Below are 17,701 nucleotides of genomic sequence, written 5' to 3'. Positions count from 1 at the left end.
AACTAGCCGCCTGCAATGGGCGGCCAAATTGCCAAGGCGTCGGCCTCTTTCAAGCAAGTGCTGCCACGAACTTCTGGGGCAATGTAGTGGCCATTGACCAAGACCAAATGCACCAGCTGGGGCGGCAAAGCAAAAGGCGCCAAGATATCGAGGATCGTATCGGTCTCAGCCACCTCCAACTCCATCTGGTTGCCCACACGCGCGTGCGCTGGCAAATAGTCGGTCAGGGTGGCAAAGAGTTTGAGTGTGATTCGCATAGCACGCGCATTATGCGCGGCGGCGCGTATCGTTCGCGCCATGCCAGTGACCTTGTCCTTGCGCACATGCAAGGTAAGCCTCAACCAACAAAGTGGGATCAAGCAAGAGTTTGTCTTTCCACTCACCCAAGTGAATGCGCCCTTCTACCAAGCCGCGCATCACGCCCACATGCTCAGTCCAGCCCACACTGTTGCAACCCACCATCACATCGCCACTGAATTGCAAGCTCAGATGCTTGCCATCCGCTGTCAAAGCAACGTGTTCGCCACCGGGCACGCCTTGCCAGTGACCAAAACTCGTAGAGATCAAGCCCAAAGTGTCCAACACGTTGATTTGTGTCACACCCTTGAGCTCCGTGTGTTGCCCCACCATATTGAGTGCAGCCACACGGGCTTGCTCTGCAGCGTTGGGTTGAATGGCGCTCACGATGGTGGTCCCACTGACCTTGTCATAGGCCTCGGCGCAATCACCTGCCGCATAAATGCCAGGCACATTGGTTTGCAAACGCTCATCGGTCAGCACGCCCTGCAAGCAAGTGATGCCGGAGTCTTTGAGGAAAGCGATATTCGGTTTGACACCCGTGGCACTGATGACCAAATCAGCTTCGATTTTTTGACCGTTAGACAAACGCACCCGCAAAGGCGCATCCGTCGGAGGATCCCCCAAACCCACCGTTTGTGCCAGCTTAGACAGCACGCCCGTAGGTGCATCCTGCGTAGGCACAATGGCCTCTACCTTCGCTCCTGTGAACACCTGCACGCCTTTGGTCTCGCACCAATCGCGAATCATGCCGCCCGCCACAGGACCCATCATGCGAGGCACCATGCGGTCGCCCATTTCCACCACGCTCAGCTTGACGCCACGCGTCGCCAAGGCTTCCATGATGATGCAACCAATAAAGCCAGCACCCATTTGCAACACGCGTGCACCCGGCTTGGCCAGTTGCTGAATGGCGCGCGCGTCATCCAGCGTCCAGCAGGTATGTACCTGCGGGCTGTCAATCCCAGGAATGGGCGGTTGCACAGGCTTAGAACCCGTCGCAATCAACAAACAATCAAACGCCAAGGTTTGCCCGTTGTCCAACACCACTTCTTTTTTTGTAGGGTTCACCGATTGGGCACGCGCACGCACCAGCTCAACGCGCAATTGCGCAAAGTGGTCATCCGACTTGCGTAGGTAAGTGCCACGCTCATCGACATTGCCGATCAGCAAGTAAGGAATGGCCATGCGCGAGTACGGTGGCTCGTGCTCGTCCCCCACCACGATGATGCGGTCTTGCGGAGCGTGTTTGCGCAGCGTTTCCGCTGCAATCACGCCCGCTGGGCCGGCTCCCAAAATAACGTGCTGGCGCATGGCGTGTATCCCTTACAAACCCAAACGTTTCTTGGTGTCCGATGTGGGGCGGCCTTCGCTATCCCAACCGCGCGCAGCATAGTACTTGGGCAGCATCTCAGGCAGCTTGCTGACAATGCCTTTGCCGGGACCAGTTTTAGCAGCCTCGGTGAGCAAGCGCTTGGGCAAGGAGTCATCCGCCTTGGTAAAGCCTGCCGCGTTGTTGAACTCTCGCTCCATGTTCCAAATGCGCTCACCAATGTGGTTGAGGTGTTCCATCGTGAACTCTTCACCGCAAGCCGCTTGCACTTGCGGAGCCACATCGGCCAAAGTCCAAGCAAAGCTAGTGAAGATGCACACGCCAGCTGAGTCAAACGCCGCCGTAGCATCTTGGAAAGCTTTGACCAATTCTGGTTTGCCTTCATGCTCGGTGGGCTCTGTCTTCACGGGAATACCCAACACTTCAGACGCGATGGTGTAGCCACGCAAGTGGCAAGCACCACGGTTAGATGTGGCGTAGGCCAAGCCAATGCCTTGAATCACACGGCCATCGTAGGCAGGAAACTCTTGGCCTTTCACACTCATCGACAAATCGGGGTGACCATATTTGGCTGTGAGGCGCTTAGAACCCAAGCCAATCTCTTTACCAAAACCAATACCGCGTGCCGTCATATCGGCCAATTCGCACAGGGCTTTGGCTGAACCGAAAGGTGCCTCGGTGCCAATTTGCTCTTTGGTCAACACACCCATTTCATACAACTCCATCACCGCACCAATGGTGGCACCAAAGCTGATAGGGTCCATGCCTTCTTCGTTACAAATCAGGTTGGCGTATTGCAGAGCTTCGAGGTCATTCACGCCATTGGCGGCACCCAACGCCCAAGCCGCTTCGTATTCCAAGCCGCCTGATGCGCCCCAGTACTCGGGCTTGTTTTGCACGGAGAAATGGGTCTCGTCAATCTTGCTGATACGGCCACACGCAATCGTGCAACCAAAGCAAGCTTGATTAGTCACCAAATGCTTCTTGCCATCGGTCGCGCGGGGCGTGGCCATGGCTTCAGCCGAAATGTCTTTGGCACCTTCAAACTGCACATCACGGTGGTTGCGTGTGGGCAAAGCGCCCACTTCGTTGATGACGTTCATCAACACCTGCGTGCCAAACGTGGGCAAACCTTGGCCCGTCACACCGTTCTCGGCCAACACTTTTTTGGCTGCCTGTGTGGCCACCATAAAAGCTTTGGGGTCACGCACATTGCCAACACCCAACGTGCCGCGCACCGCGATGGCCTTGAGGTTTTTGCTACCCATCACCGTACCTACGCCAGAGCGGCCGGCGGCGCGGTGCAAATCGTTCACCACTGCAGCGTAAAGCACACCGTTCTCGCCAGACTTGCCAATGCTTGAAATGCGCAAGAGTGGGTCTTGGTGCATTTGCTTGAGCTTTTCTTCGGTCTTCCATACGCTTTGACCCCATAGGTCTGAAGCATCGCGTAACTCGGCATGGTCGTCGTTGATGTACAGATAAACCGGCTTGGCCGATTTACCTTCAAAAATCACCATATCCCAGCCAGCCATTTTCAGCTCAGCCCCCCAGTAACCACCGGAGTTTGAGCAAGCAATGGCCCCTGTGAGCGGACCTTTGGTGATGACTGTGTAGCGTCCACCTGTAGACGCCATCGTGCCTGTGAGTGGGCCTGTGGCCCAGATGATTTTGTTCTCGGGTGACAGCGGATCAACCTTGGGATCGATTTCGCTGGTGAGGTACTTTGACCCCAAACCACGAGACCCCAGATAGTCGCGTGCCCATTGCATATTGAGAGGTTCAGATTTGACGGTACCTGCCGTCAGATTGACGCGAAGAATTTTTCCAGCCCATGACATGTGTGTTCTCCTCGATCAAGCTGCAGAAGGTTGATTGCCCAGTTTGTCCGCCCACTGTTTCATGCGGTCCAAACCTGTCCAATTTGCGTCAATGAAGGTGATCGCGCCTGTGGGGCAAGCCGATGCACAAGCAGGGTCGCCACCGCACAAATCGCACTTTTGCACCTTGCCGGTTTCCTGCACGTAATTGACTGTTCCGAAGGGGCAAGCAATCGTGCACACCTTGCAACCGACACAGGTCGATTCGCTCACCACCTTGGCGCCCGTCACTTTGTCAACCGTGATCGCCTCAACAGGACATGCGTGTTGGCACCATGCCTCGTCACACTGGGTGCAGGTGTAAGGCACTTTTTTGCCGGTGTGGTGGAAGTCAAACACTTTGATGCGCGACTTGGCTGTGGCAAAGGTGCCGTAGTTCTCAAACGAACACGCCATCTCGCACTGCATGCATCCTGTGCATTTATCCGGATTGATGTGCAAAACTTTTTGCATCCCAGTCTCCTATGTATTGGTTTGCATAGGATTGTGAGAGCTTTGCACGTCAGGGCTTATCAGTGAATTCCCCTAGTACCCGAAAGGGCTTCACGCGGGTTCAGTAACTCAGCTGCTGCCAAGCCTTATCCAGCCGCTTCACACTCACCGGCTGCGGCGTGCGCAGCTCTTGCGCGAAGAAGCTCACGCGCAGCTCTTCGATTAGCCACCTGAACTCTTGCATGCGCGCATCGGTCACGCCTTTGCGCTCTGCCACGAGGCGCCAATACTTTTGCTCCAGCGGTTTGAGTTCGGCCAGTTTGGTGGCGTCGCGTGCGGCATCGGCTCTCAGTTTGTCTAGACGAAGCACCACGGCTTTGAGGTAACGCGCAAAGTGCTGCAGCTGCGTGTAGGGCGTGTCGGCGATGAAGCGTTTGCCCACCAAGCGTTGCAGCTGTTGCGCAGCATCGGCCACGCTATCGGGGCTGATTTTGGTGTCTTTCACTTTGCGGCTGGCCGCTGCAAATTCGGTCAGCACAGTGCCTGCCAAGCGGGCCACTTCATTGGCAATCAATGTCAGTCGGCCACGGCCTTCGTCAAGGCGGCGTTTGAAATCGGCCTCGCTCGTGGGCAATGGGTCAAGCAAGAACGCGCGGTCCAAAGCCACATCCAATATTTGCTGCTTGAGCTCGTCCGAGGTGCCCAAGCTCATGTACGCCACCGACATTTTTTGCAAGTCAGGCAAGTTCTTCTCAAGGTACTTGAGCGCGTCTTTGATTTGAATGGCAAACAAACGACGCAAGCCCGCACGGTGTTTGGTGGCGGCCACCTCAGGCTCGTCAAACACTTCAATGCACACAGCATCGCCCACATCCACCAGCGCAGGAAAACCAATGAGGGTTTGTTTGCCTTTGGTGATTTCCATGAGCTCAGGCAGTTCACCAAAGGACCAGCTGGTGTAACGCTGGTCCGCAGGCGCAGAAGCGGCAGAACCACCACCAGAAGGCGTTGAGCGATGCGGGGCAGCGGGTGACGATTTCTGTAAAGCATGAGGAGCCCGCTGCCCCGCATCGTTCGACGCCGCAGCACCGTCAACGCCAGCAACAGAAAGCGACCCCACACCTTTCAACGCAGCCAAAGCCTGAAACGCCCCCCGAGCCTGACTTCCCAACTCAGCCTTCAGCGCACCCAAATTGCGCCCATGCCCCAACTGCCGCCCATGCTCATCCACCACGCGAAAGTTCATGAACAAATGCGGCTGCAACATATCCAGCTTGAAGTCCGCACGCTTGATGTCCAGCTGCGTTTCAGCACGCACCAGCTTCAACAGCGCATCCGTCAACGAACCCGCGCCAAACACCTCAGTCGCACTCAAAGCCTCCGTCAAACGCGCCGCGCTTTCAGGCAATGGCACGAGTCGTGAACGCGGTTTTTGATGCAGCGTTTTCAGCAGCGCATGCACTTTTTGATTGAGCATGCCGGGTACCAACCACTCAGCGCGTTCTTCGCTCACTTGGTTCAACACAAAGAGTGGCACGGTCACGGTCAGGCCGTCTTTGGCGTCGCCAGGTTCGTGCAAGTAGTCAGCCGTGCAGTCCACACCGCCCATGCGCAATGTTTTGGGAAACGCTTGCGTGGTGATGCCCGCCGCTTGGTGGCGCATCAGCTCGTCGCGGCTCAGGCACAAAAGCTTGGGCTGGCGTTTCACTTCATCGCGGTACCAATGCTCCAGCGTGACCAAGCTGCACACATCGGCGGGCAACTGCTGGTCGTAAAACGCATAGATCAGCGCGTCGTCCACCAACACGTCTTGGCGGCGCGATTTGTGCTCTAGCTCTTCCACTTGCGCAATGAGCTTTTGGTTGGCTGCGAGGAACGGCAGCTTGGTGTCTAGCTCGCCCGCTACCAGCGCTTCACGAATGAAAATTTCACGAGCCCCCGAGGGGTCGACTTTGCTGTAGCTCACACGGCGACCGTTGTAGACCACCAAGCCGTACAGCGTGGCGCGTTCCAGCGCTTTGACCTCGCCGGCTTTCTTTTCCCAATGCGGGTCGAGCAATTGTTTTTTCAGCAGATGGCCGCCCACTTGCTCCAGCCATTGCGGCTCGATGTTGGCCAAACCTCGACCAAACAAGCGCGTGGTTTCCACCAGCTCGGCCGCCACCAGCCAACGGCCAGGCTTTTTGCGCAAGTGCGCGCCGGGGTGGCGGTAAAACTTGATGCCGCGCGCACCCAAATACGCCTCATCATCATCGAGCTTGCAACCCACGTTGCCCAACAAACCCGCCAACATCGACAGGTGCAATTGCTCGTAGCTGGCGGGCAAAGTGTTGATGCGCCATTTGTGTTCGGTCACCACCGTCAGCAGCTGGGTGTGCGTGTCACGCCACTCGCGCACGCGGCGCACGTTGATGAAGTTTTGGCGCAACAAGGCTTCGTATTGGCGGTTGCTCAGTTTGTGTTCCGAGTGCCCCGTCACACCCACCGCTGGCTTGCCAGACTTTTGTTGGCTTTGCGGCTGTTTAACTGCCAACTGGTGCTTGATGCTCGCAGGCACATGGGGCTTGCCACCGCGTGAGTTTTCAAGCCACTTCCACAAGTTGAGGTAGCCGCTGAATTCACTCTTGTCGTCATCAAACTTGGCATGTGCTTGGTCAGCGGCGGCTTGCGCTTCCAAAGGGCGGTCGCGCACGTCTTGCACGCTCAGGGCCGAGGCGATGATGAGCACTTCGTCCAAAGCGTTGCGCTCACGCGCTTCCAAAATCATGCGCCCCACGCGGGGGTCGAGCGGCAACTTGGCCAACTCGCGGCCCACGTTGGTGAGTTCGTTGTCATCGTCCACCGCGCCGAGTTCGCTGAGCAACTGGTAACCATCGGCAATCGCTTTGGGGCGCGGCGCTTCGAGGAACGGGAACTGTTCCACGTTGCCCAAGTGAAGCGACTTCATGCGCAAGATCACACCGGCCAACGATGAACGCAAAATTTCGGGGTCGGTAAATTTCGTTCTGCCGTTGAAATCCACCTCGTCGTACAAGCGGATGCAAATGCCGTTGGCCACACGGCCGCAACGGCCAGCGCGTTGGTTGGCTGCGGCTTGGCTGATGGGCTCGACCATCAACTGCTCCACTTTGCTGCGCCAGCTGTAGCGCTTGACGCGTGCCGTGCCTGCATCAATCACATAGCGAATGCCAGGCACGGTGAGCGAGGTCTCGGCCACGTTGGTGGCCAGCACGATGCGGCGGCCACTGTGGCTGTCAAACACGCGGTCTTGCTCAGCTTGCGACAGGCGTGCAAACAGCGGCAACACATCTGTCCCACGCAACACCGGGCTGTGGCTCAGGTGCGCACGCAAGTGGTCTGCTGCTTCGCGAATTTCGCGCTCGCCCGGTAAGAACACCAAGATGTCGCCTTGCTGGCTGGGGTTGCTCCACAGCTCGTCCACGCCGTCGGCTATGGCGTTGTTCAGGTCGTAGTCGCGCTTTTCTTCAAATGGGCGGTAGCGCATTTCCACCGGAAAGGTGCGGCCCGACACCATGAGCACCGGCGCTGGACATAACACCATGCCCCCACGCTCCCCCACTTCGTGTGGGTCGCTGCCCCCCGAGGGGGCTGAGCCCGTCTTGGGGCGGCCCTGCGCCGGTCTCATTGACGCAAAGTGCTGGGCAAATCGATCTGCGTCAATCGTGGCCGAGGTGACGATGATTTTCAGGTCAGGCCTGCGCGGCAAGATTTCGCGCAAATAGCCCAGAAGGAAGTCGATGTTCAGGCTGCGCTCGTGCGCCTCGTCGATGATGAGGGTGTCGTACGCTTTGAGCAGCGGGTCGGTTTGCGTCTCGGCCAGCAAAATGCCGTCGGTCATCAACTTAACCGACGCGTCTTTGCTCAAACGGTCTTGGAAGCGCACCTTGTAGCCAACCACCTCGCCCAGCGGCGTTTTGAGTTCTTCGGCTATGCGCTTGGCCACCGAGCTGGCAGCGATACGTCGGGGCTGGGTGTGGCCGATGATCTGCTTGCGCTGACCAGGCTTGGCGTTAAGACCTAGCCCCCGCCCCAAAGCCAGCGCCATCTTGGGCAGCTGCGTGGTTTTGCCCGAGCCCGTTTCGCCACACACGATGACCACTTGGTGCGCCTGCATGGCCGCCATGATTTCCTCACGTCTGGCCGAGACGGGCAACGATTCTGGAAATTCAATTTGGAAGGGAGCGGACGAAGACAAAACGGGCACAAACTTGATAGACAATTCGCAATTATCCCTGCCCGCCCTTCTCCTTGGGCGCCGAACCCTTTACCCGCAGCAAACCAGCCGCCAACCCGTCGATATGTCTGCCGTTTTTGACTTCACCTTTGTGCCTTGGTTTCGCTCGGTCGCGCCCTACATTCACATGCATCGCGGCAAGACCTTTGTCGTGGGCATCGCGGGCGAGGCCATTGCCGCAGGCAAACTGCCCAACTTGGCACAAGACTTGGCGCTCATCCAAAGCATGGGTGTGCGCATTGTGTTGGTCCATGGGTTTCGCCCACAGGTGAACGAACAACTCGCCGCCAAAGGCCATGTGCCGCAGTATTCACACGGCATGCGCATCACCGATGGCGTGGCGCTCGACTGCGCGCAAGAAGCCGCAGGCCAACTGCGCTTTGAGATTGAAGCCGCCTTTAGCCAAGCACTGCCTAACACCCCCATGGCGGGCGCTACTGTGCGCGTGATTTCGGGCAACTTCATCACCGCTCGCCCTGTGGGCATCTTGGACGGCGTGGACTTTCAACACTCAGGCCTGGTGCGCAAGGTGGATGTGGCAGGCATCACCCAAACCTTGGCAGCAGGTTCGATGGTGCTCATCTCGCCGTTTGGCTTCTCGCCCACCGGCGAAGCGTTCAATTTGACGATGGAAGAAGTCGCCACCTCAGTTGCTACTGCGCTGCAAGCCGACAAGCTGATTTTTGTCACCGAGACACCGGGCATTCGCATTCGTCCCTTGGAGCCTGCCAGCGATGACAACCCCATCGACACAGAGCTGCCCTTGGATGCGGCCAAGCAACTGCTCAAGACACTCCCCCACACCACAAACCCGTCTGACATTGCGTTTTACTTGCAACATTGCGTCAAGGCCTGCGAGACCGGCGTGGAGCGCAGCCACATCTTGCCGTTCGCCGTGGATGGTTCGCTGCTGCTCGAGGTGTACATGCATGACGGCATCGGCACCATGGTGGTGGACGAAAAACTCGAAGAGCTGCGCGAAGCCACGCACGAAGACGTTGGCGGCATCTTGCAACTGATTGAGCCGTTTGAAAATGATGGCACGTTGGTCAAGCGTGATCGCAACGAGATCGAACGAGATGTGGGCCAATACACCGTGATTGAACATGACGGCGTGATCTTCGCCTGTGCAGCACTCTATCCCTATCCCGAAGCAGAAACTGCCGAGATGGCCGCGCTCACCGTATCGCCCCAATCCCAAGGCCAAGGCGATGGCGAAAAAGTCTTGAAGCGCATCGAACAACGCGCACGCAACAAAGGCCTCAAGAGCATTTTTGTGCTGACCACACGCACCAAGCACTGGTTCTTAAAACGCGGCTTTGTGCAAGCCGACCCCGACTGGCTGCCCGAAGCGCGCAAGCGCAAATACAACTGGGACCGTAAGAGCTTGGTCTTGGTGAAGAAGCTGTAATGACAAACGGGGCTGAAAAGCCCCGTTTCTTTTTTATAAGTAAACAGTGACCACCACTGTTGCTGTTTCAGCTTAGTCCACAACGATTAGGCGCTTTAACGTAACGAACCACATCTGTGCCACTAGCAGCAACAGGAATGATCAAAAATGCCGTTCCTGCGATCTTTAAGTCCTCAACAACACGACCATCACCAGACGCATCAACACCAAGAGTAGTTGATTGCATTCCCACACCTAAAAACACACTTCCGGGCTCAGATAAGCCTGAACCAAAAGCTTTTGTGATCGTTAATGTTCCATTACTAAATATGAAATCTCTCCCTTCAAGAAACTCCCCTTGATGAATGACTTTTTCTTGGGCGATAGCCTTAACAATAAAGCTGCGTCCTGCCGACTTCACATCAATTGCTTCAACCGTGTCATGAACCAATTTAGAGTTTGGAAAAACAATTGAACTCAGGTATTTCTTACCAACGTTTTTTCCAGTTTCTGCCAAATTTAAATAACAGCCATCTAAATTTGATATTTTCTTGACTTCGCTAAATCCCAAGTCGTTCTTTGGGCGCGTCGACATGCATGCTGACAATAGCGATACAAGGAACAATGTACAAACCGTACGCATAAAAAACTCCTTGTGGCATGCGATTTTATTAATTAATTTTAATTATAAATCTCAAATGCCTAGGAATTTATCGTCCTTTTTGACCTCTACCTTTGCATCTACTGGTTCGTCATCATTCAAGTCAATGTCATCCGAAACAGGCTTTTGCAACACACGCACGACAGTGGCCAAGGCCAACAAACCCAAGCCGACAAATGCGACGAACGACCAGTTGGCAATCGACCCGCCCAAGAAAGTCCAGTCCACTTTGGAGCAATCGCCACCGCCTTTGAAAATCATCGGAATAGCGCGTTGCAACGGAAAGGTTTCAATCATGCCGTAGAAGTCGCGGCCGCACGAGACCACCTCGGGCGGGTACCACTGCAGCCAAGTTTGGCGTGCCGCAACATACGCGCCACCACCAGCCAACAACACCAGCCAGCTGCCTGCAATCAGCGCCGTCTTGCGCCCAGACAAGCCAGCACCTAGCACAGCCACTAAGGCCATGAGCACCATCACATAGCGTTGCACGATGCACATGGGGCACGGCACCAAGCCCACCACATGCTGCAAGTACATGCCAAACGACAGCAAGCCAGCACAAGTCAGCAAGATGAACAACCAAATACGACGGGGATGATCCAAAAAATTTACAAGCACAACTGTCTCCAAGGGGGCTGAGTTCGATTGTCGCTGTGAAACAATGGAGGTCTTGGCCGAAAAGCCAAAAAACCAGAGACAAGCCATGACTTTACGTACTCCACAGCTCGCCGATACCCCCCGTTTACACAACTTCGTCACCCAGCTCGATGCCCTACTCAAAAGCACCAGCGACGAAGCTGCCATTTTGGCGAGTGGCAAACCTCTGTTGGCTGAATTGGTGGCAAACGACGATTGGCTGCCAGAAGAATACGCTCAGCCCAACCCCGAGCGTTACCAACAGTTCTTGCTTTACGCCGACCCCGATGACCGTTTTTCGGTGGTGAGCTTTGTGTGGGGCCCCGGCCAAGCCACGCCCATCCACGACCACACCGTGTGGGGCATGATCGGCATGCTGCGTGGCGCTGAGCTGTGTCAGCACTTCGCCAAAACAGCACAAGGCCAATGGCAACCCAGCGGCGAACAAAGCCGCTTAGACCCAGGCCACGTCGAAGCCGTCTCACCCACCATCGGCGATGTGCACCGCGTGTGGAACGCGCTGAGCGACCAAGTCTCCATCAGCATCCATGTGTACGGTGCCAACATTGGCAAGGTCAGCCGCCATGTGTTCCATGAAGATGGCACGGTGAAAGATTTCATTTCAGGCTACAGCAATGCCAAGGCTGAAGCACCGCTTGAGTTTCCCCTCGCTCCTTACGTCCGCATTCGCGAAACCCTCTTGCAACGCCAAGAAATCGCGCTTCTCGATGTGCGCGAAGAAGACCCCTTTGCCCAGTGCCACCCGCTGTTTGCGGCCAATATTCCTCTGGGCCGAGTGGAGGCCGACGCATGGCGGCGCATTCCACGCCTCGACACCTTCGTGGTCGTGTACGACAACGGCGAAGGCTTTGCTTTGAGCGCCGCGCGTACCTTGAAGCGCATGGGCTACACCCAGGTGCATTTGCTCGACGGTGGTCTGAAAGGCTGGCAAGCCGCAGGCGGCGAAGTGTTTCGTGACGTGAACGTGCCCAGCAAATCGTTTGGCGAGTTGGTCGAATCCAAACGCCACACGCCCTCGCTCTCAGCCCAAGAAGTCAAAGCGCTGATTGACGCCAAAGCCGATGTCGTGGTGATGGACGCACGCCGTTTTGACGAATACCAAACCATGAGCATTCCCACCGGCATCAGTGTGCCAGGGGCCGAGCTGGTGTTGCGTGCGCGGGCGCTTGCGCCCAATGTCTCCACACGCATCATCGTCAACTGCGCGGGGCGCACCCGCAGCATCATTGGTACGCAGTCGCTCATCAACGCGGGCATTCCCAACCCCGTGAGCGCCCTGCGCAACGGCACGATTGGCTGGACTTTGGCTGGCCAAGAACTCGCCAAAGGCGCGAGCGAACACTTCCCCGAAGTGGACGACGCCACCCGAGCCAAAGCCGCCGCCAGTGCCTTTGCCGTGGCCATGCGCGCCGGCGTCAAGCGCGTGAACTGGGACGAGCTGCAAGCCATGCTCGCCGACGCCACACGCACCACCTACTTCTTTGATGTGCGCACGCCCGAAGAATTTGCCGCGGGCCACTTGCCCGGCGCACGCAGTGCCCCCGGTGGCCAACTGGTGCAAGAAACCGACCACCAAGCCACCGTGCGTGGCGCACGCTTGGTGCTGTGCGACACCGACGGCACACGCGCCAACATGAGCGCCTCGTGGCTCGCCCAAATGGGCTGGGAGGTCTACACCCTCAAAGAGGTAAAGCCTGAACAATTCAACGACACCACCGTGCCCACTGCACGCTTGCCCGACACCGCGCATGGGGTGAAAGGCACCGACGTAGCCAAGGTGAAGGCCTGGGTGTCTGACCGCAACAGCCACACCGTGGTGCTCGATTTCAGCACCAGCGCACAGTTTGTCAAAGGCCATATTCAAAACGCGTGGTGGGCGCTGCGCACGCAATTGCCCGAGTGCCTGAAAACCGCACACAAAGGCAACCGCTATGTGCTCACCTGCCAAGACGGCAGCGTGTCGCGCTACGCGGTGGACGAAGTCAAAGCACTCGTCAAAGACGGCATCGACGTGGTGTGGCTCGAAGGCGGCAACGCCGCATGGGCTGCTGCAGGACACGGCCTCAAAAGTGGCGACAGCCAAATGGGCTGCGAACGCATCGACCGTTACCGCCGACCCTACGAAGGCACCGACAACCCCGTGGAAGCCATGCAGGGCTACCTCGACTGGGAGTTCGGCCTCGTCGAACAACTGGGGCGCGATGGCACACATCACTTCAAGGTGATTTAAATATTGCTACAGTCTTGGCTGAAGTTTTTAACCCTCATCTCAAAGAATCACACACATGTCACGCACCGTTCAATGCATCAAACTCGGCACAGAAGCAGAGGGCCTCGATTTGCCACCCTACCCTGGTGAATTGGGCAAACGCATTTATGAAAGCGTCAGCAAGCAAGCGTGGGCCGATTGGATCAAACAACAAACCATGTTGGTGAACGAAAACCGTTTGAACTTGGCCGACCAACGCGCCCGTGAATACTTGAAACGCCAAATGGAAAAACACTTCTTTGGCGACGGCGCTGACGCTGTGCAAGGCTACGTGCCGCCCAGCGCTTAACACCGCGTGACGAGTTGGTGTCACACCCAAGCCAGCTTTGACGAGCTGGCTTTTCTTGCGTTATGGCACAGCTGGGCCATAGACGCACAGCGTCCGACCCACCTGCATGTGGTGGCACACACGGCTCTACCGCTGCAAGCCCATGCGGTGTTGCATGCCACTGCAGACCACCCCGAACTTCGACCCTTGGCCCAACAACTGGCGGAGCAATGCTGGGGCTTGTTGCCAGGAATGCACCGTTTGCGGTTTACACACGCACACGATCCCAATGCCCATTTACTGCTCACGCTGTGCGTGGGCGCACACGATGCGTGGCCCGAGTTTGCACAAGTGCTGCGTTCGCACCCAACTGGCCCTTGCCCCATACCCCACGACACAGCAGCGCTGAGCCATCGCACGGTCACCGTCATCGGTGCTGGCATTGCGGGCGCAGGCACAGCGCGTGCGCTGGCCGAGCGCGGCTGGCAAGTGACGGTCCTCGATGCCGGAGACACGCCTGCCGCTGGTGCATCAGGCTTGCCTGTGGGCGTGGTCGCCCCGCACACCTCACATGACGACAGCGGTGTGTCACGCCTCTCGCGTGCGGGCCTGCGCTACATGGCGCAAACCATGCGCCGCTTGTTGGTCGAGGGCGTGGACTGGGGCAGCACCGGCGTACGCGAACGCCGCCTGCCTGGCAAAACCCGACGCGGTGGCGTGCCCTTGAGCTGGCTGCATGAAGACGCACACACCGCGAACGACTGGACACACAAAGCCCCACCGCCAGCACCCGACGATGCGTACTGGCACCCACATGGCGCATGGCTGAGGCCTGTGCAATTGGTGCGCGCGCTGCTAGATCACCCCAACATTCACTGGCAAGGCAACGCGCATGTCGATGCGTTGAAATGCATCACAGACGAAGCAAGCCCACCCAGTCAGTGGCAAGTCTTGCAAGGCCACACTGTGCTTGCTGAATCTGCTCGCGTGGTGTTAGCCGCCGGACCAGGCTCTGCGGCGCTCATCGCCACTGCCACGACTGACGGCAGCGCACCGCGCATCAACCCGCTGCGCGGGCAAATCTCTTGGGGCTTGATGGCCGATGTGCCTGCAGGCGCGCACATGCCCGCCACACCGGTGAACGGCAACGGCAGCTTTGTGCACAACATCAGCTCGCCCAATGGCCCCGCTTGGTACACGGGGGCCACGTATGACCGCATCCATGGTGATGCTCGTTTGCTCGATGCCGACCACGCCGAAAACTTAGAACGCTTGCAGGCTTTAGAGCCAGACACAGCGGCGGCTCTCGCGCCTTTGTTTGCCACTGTGGGCACCGACAGCCCGCGCGTGCATGGCTGGGCGGGAGTGCGATGCGGCGTGCACGACCGTTTACCCATGACGGGCCGTGTGCCCGACGCGCCTGAGGGTTTGTACATGAACGCCGCCATGGGTTCGCGTGGACTCACATTGGGTTTGCTGTGCGGTGAATTGTTGGCCGCACAATGGCACGGCGAGCCGCTGCCCATCGAAGCGCGCTTGGCGAAGTTTTTAGATGCGACACGCTTTCAACCCAAAGCCTGAACACACACCACATGACACACACGACTACAGAACACACCGCCCCATCAGAAGTGAGCCTTGCCCAAGCGTTTTGGTTTTGGCTCAAACTCGGTTTCATCAGCTTTGGTGGGCCTGCAGGGCAAATTGCCATCCTTCACGAAGAGTTGGTGGAGCGTCGCCGCTGGTTGTCTGAGCGACGCTTTTTGCACGCACTCAACTACTGCATGGTGTTGCCAGGGCCTGAAGCTCAACAACTCGTCACCTACATCGGCTGGCTCATGCACAAGCGTTGGGGCGGCGTGGTGGCGGGGGCTTTGTTTGTGTTGCCGTCACTGCTCATCCTCATCGCGCTGTCTTGGGTGTACATCGCGTTTGGCGATGTGCCTTGGGTGGCGGGTTTGTTCTTTGGTATCAAGCCTGCGGTCACCGCCATCGTGGTGCAAGCGGCACATCGCATTGGCTCGCGTGCGTTGAAAAACAACGTGTTGTGGGCGATTGCCGCCGCTTCGTTTGTGGCCATCTTTGCGCTGGATGTGCCCTTCCCGTTCATCGTGGGCTTTGCAGCGGCGGTGGGGTATATCGGTGGACGTATCTCGCCACACACATTTCAAACCGGCGGTGGGCATGGTGCCTCCAACGCTTCGTACGGCCCAGCCTTGATTGATGACCACACACCCACACCTGCACACGCGCATTTCAGCTACGCAGGTTTGATGCAAGTGTTGTTGGCCGGTGCCGTATTGTGGGCCGTGCCCATGGGTGTGTTGTGCGCCGTGTTTGGGTGGGAACACAGCTTCACGCAAATGGGTTGGTTCTTCACCAAAGCGGCGTTGCTCACCTTTGGCGGCGCGTATGCCGTGCTGCCCTATGTGTACCAAGGCGCAGTCAGTCAATACGGCTGGGTGACGCCCACGCAAATGATGGATGGCTTGGCCTTGGGCGAAACCACACCTGGTCCGCTCATCATGGTGGTGGCATTTGTGGCTTTTATCGGCGGCTATGTCAAAGCGTTGCTGGGGCCTGAGAGCTTGTTTGCCGCGGGTGCATTGGCCGCTTGCTTGGTGACGTGGTTCACGTTTTTGCCGTCGTTCATCTTCATCTTGGCCGGTGGCCCGTTGGTGGAGAGCACGCACCGCAACCTCAAGTTCACTGCGCCACTCACTGCCATCACCGCTGCTGTGGTGGGCGTGGTCATCAACCTCGCCTTGTTCTTTGGCTATCACCTGCTGTGGCCCCAAGGATTTGACGGAGCATTTAATGTGCGCTCGGCCCTGATTGCTGTGGGTGCTGCCGTGATGCTTTTCAAATACAAGCGCAGCGTGATGGAAACCATTGGCGTGTGCGCCTTGGTGGGTTTGACTGTGAAGCTCATTCCACTTTGATATGCACACACTGGAACAACTGCGCAGTGGCGAACTCACAGGCATTCAGCGCCTACAACTGCGCTGCGGCTTGACCGAATTTCCGTGTGAAATTTTCGAGCTGGCCGACTCGCTGGAAATCTTAGATTTATCTGGCAACCAACTCAGCGCCCTACCCGATGACTTGCCACGCCTGCACAAGCTGCGCGTGATTTTTTGCTCCGACAACCCGTTCACCGAACTGCCCGAGGTGTTGGGCCAGTGTGCGCAGTTGAGCATGGTGGGCTTCAAAGCCAACCGCATCACGCATGTGCCTCCCAAGGCGTTGCCGCCGCTGTTGCGCTGGCTCATCTTGACTGACAACGCACTCACGAAACTGCCTGCAGAAATTGGGCAATGCACGCAGATGCAAAAGCTCATGCTGGCGGGTAACCAGCTGAGCAACTTGCCGCCCGAGTTGGCCCAGTGCACGCGCTTAGAGTTGCTGCGCATTTCGGCCAACCAATTGACTGAACTACCCAATTGGTTGCTGCACATGCCTCGCCTAACTTGGCTGGCTTTTGCGGGCAACCCTTTCACGCAAGCGCTTGAAACACAAGCCTTGACCAACGCCCCCACCCCGCAAATTGCATGGCAGCGCTTGCAAGTTCAGCAGCAGCTAGGCGAAGGTGCATCAGGCGTGATTCATCAAGCGCAGTTGCACACAGAAGAAGGCGAACAAGCTGTTGCCGTCAAACTCTTCAAAGGTGCTGTCACCAGCGATGGTTTGCCCGGTTGCGAAATGGCCGCCTGCATGCATGCAGGCACACACCCACACGTGCTGTCAGCCATGGCACGTGTGACGGCGCATCCTGATGGGCAGCAAGCGTTGGTCATGCCACTGATTGCACCTGAGTTTGGCAACCTCGCGGGGCCACCCAGTCTTGAAAGCTGCACGCGCGATGTGTATGCACCCCACAAACGCTTGAGCTGGTCTGCCACACAACGCATCGCCAAAGGCATAGCGGCAGCGGCGCATCATTTGCACACACGTGGCATCTTGCATGGCGACTTGTATGCGCACAACATCTTGCACACGCCAGAGGGCGATGCGCTGCTGAGTGACTTTGGCGCTGCCGCGTTCTTCGATGTGAACGATGCAGTACTTGCCAGCGGTTTAGAAAAGCTCGAAGTCCGCGCTCTGGGTTGCTTGCTCGAAGAGTTAGCTGCGCAGTGCGATGCACAGCAAGCCAGTGTGATTCAACTCAAAGCACTGGCGCATCAGTGCTTGGTCGACACCCCTGCCAAGCGCCCTAGTTTGGCCGAGGTTTGTACGGCATTAGAAGGCTAAGCGCC

At 57.4% G+C, this 17,701-nt stretch carries 13 protein-coding genes and 1 pseudogene; 7 read left to right on the top strand and 7 right to left on the bottom strand.

What is annotated here, in order from left to right; genetic code table 11:
- Positions 1-2 precede the first annotated feature (2 nt).
- The 5 genes from QMG27_RS05400 to hrpA form a co-directional block, all read right to left on the bottom strand.
- A complete protein-coding gene (locus QMG27_RS05400) occupies positions 3-257 on the bottom strand; it encodes a MoaD/ThiS family protein (RefSeq protein ID WP_281814036.1) in 255 nt (84 codons plus the stop codon).
- Between the two features lie 10 nt (positions 258-267).
- Positions 268-1,611: an FAD-dependent oxidoreductase gene (locus tag QMG27_RS05395; RefSeq protein ID WP_281814033.1), complete on the bottom strand. Its 1,344-nt coding sequence runs from the start codon at positions 1,609-1,611 to the stop codon at positions 268-270.
- Positions 1,612-1,623: 12 nt separating this feature from the next.
- The gene (locus tag QMG27_RS05390; protein ID WP_281814030.1) at positions 1,624-3,471 is read right to left on the bottom strand and encodes an aldehyde ferredoxin oxidoreductase family protein; all 1,848 of its coding nucleotides are present in this window, start codon (positions 3,469-3,471) and stop codon (positions 1,624-1,626) included.
- Positions 3,472-3,486: 15 nt separating this feature from the next.
- Positions 3,487-3,963, bottom strand: a complete 477-nt coding sequence (locus QMG27_RS05385; protein WP_281814027.1) for a 4Fe-4S dicluster domain-containing protein — start codon at positions 3,961-3,963, stop codon at positions 3,487-3,489.
- Positions 3,964-4,063: 100 nt separating this feature from the next.
- Positions 4,064-8,182: an ATP-dependent RNA helicase HrpA gene (gene hrpA, locus QMG27_RS05380; protein WP_281814025.1), complete on the bottom strand. Its 4,119-nt coding sequence runs from the start codon at positions 8,180-8,182 to the stop codon at positions 4,064-4,066.
- Between the two features lie 79 nt (positions 8,183-8,261).
- On the opposite strand from hrpA, the gene argA reads away from it, so the two are divergent.
- Positions 8,262-9,608 (top strand): amino-acid N-acetyltransferase, encoded by a 1,347-nt coding sequence (gene argA, locus QMG27_RS05375; RefSeq protein ID WP_281814023.1) that lies wholly within the window; start codon positions 8,262-8,264, stop codon positions 9,606-9,608.
- A 67-nt stretch (positions 9,609-9,675) separates the two neighbouring features.
- Here the strand turns inward: argA and QMG27_RS05370 are convergent, their stop codons facing one another.
- Complete coding sequence (locus QMG27_RS05370; RefSeq protein WP_281814021.1) at positions 9,676-10,230, bottom strand: hypothetical protein; 555 nt, start codon at positions 10,228-10,230, stop codon at positions 9,676-9,678.
- Between the two features lie 51 nt (positions 10,231-10,281).
- Entirely contained in the window at positions 10,282-10,869 is a 588-nt protein-coding gene (locus tag QMG27_RS05365) for a disulfide bond formation protein B (RefSeq protein ID WP_281814018.1), read from the bottom strand.
- A 43-nt stretch (positions 10,870-10,912) separates the two neighbouring features.
- Here QMG27_RS05365 and QMG27_RS05360 point away from each other — a divergent pair.
- From QMG27_RS05360 to QMG27_RS05335, 6 genes and pseudogenes are all read left to right on the top strand, one after another.
- Positions 10,913-11,437: pseudogene (locus QMG27_RS05360) on the top strand (cysteine dioxygenase); the annotation flags it as partial.
- Positions 11,438-11,506: 69 nt separating this feature from the next.
- The gene (locus QMG27_RS05355; RefSeq protein ID WP_281814542.1) at positions 11,507-13,138 is read left to right on the top strand and encodes a rhodanese-like domain-containing protein; all 1,632 of its coding nucleotides are present in this window, start codon (positions 11,507-11,509) and stop codon (positions 13,136-13,138) included.
- Between the two features lie 55 nt (positions 13,139-13,193).
- The gene (locus QMG27_RS05350) at positions 13,194-13,466 is read left to right on the top strand and encodes an oxidative damage protection protein (RefSeq protein ID WP_281814016.1); all 273 of its coding nucleotides are present in this window, start codon (positions 13,194-13,196) and stop codon (positions 13,464-13,466) included.
- 6 nt (positions 13,467-13,472) lie between these two features.
- Positions 13,473-15,026 carry an FAD-dependent 5-carboxymethylaminomethyl-2-thiouridine(34) oxidoreductase MnmC gene (gene mnmC / locus QMG27_RS05345; RefSeq protein WP_281814014.1) on the top strand — a complete coding sequence of 518 codons (1,554 nt, stop codon included), beginning with the start codon at positions 13,473-13,475 and terminating at the stop codon, positions 15,024-15,026.
- 11 nt (positions 15,027-15,037) lie between these two features.
- Complete coding sequence (chrA, locus tag QMG27_RS05340) at positions 15,038-16,387, top strand: chromate efflux transporter (protein WP_281814012.1); 1,350 nt, start codon at positions 15,038-15,040, stop codon at positions 16,385-16,387.
- A gap of 1 nt (position 16,388) precedes the next feature.
- On the top strand, positions 16,389-17,696 hold the full coding sequence (locus tag QMG27_RS05335) for a leucine-rich repeat-containing protein kinase family protein (RefSeq protein WP_281814011.1): 1,308 nt from the start codon (positions 16,389-16,391) through the stop codon (positions 17,694-17,696).
- Positions 17,697-17,701: the final 5 nt, after the last annotated feature.

The organism is Limnohabitans sp. MORI2 (assembly GCF_027925025.1).
GTDB lineage: Bacteria > Pseudomonadota > Gammaproteobacteria > Burkholderiales > Burkholderiaceae_C > Limnohabitans.
This window is presented reverse-complemented; position numbering and strand designations above follow the sequence as displayed.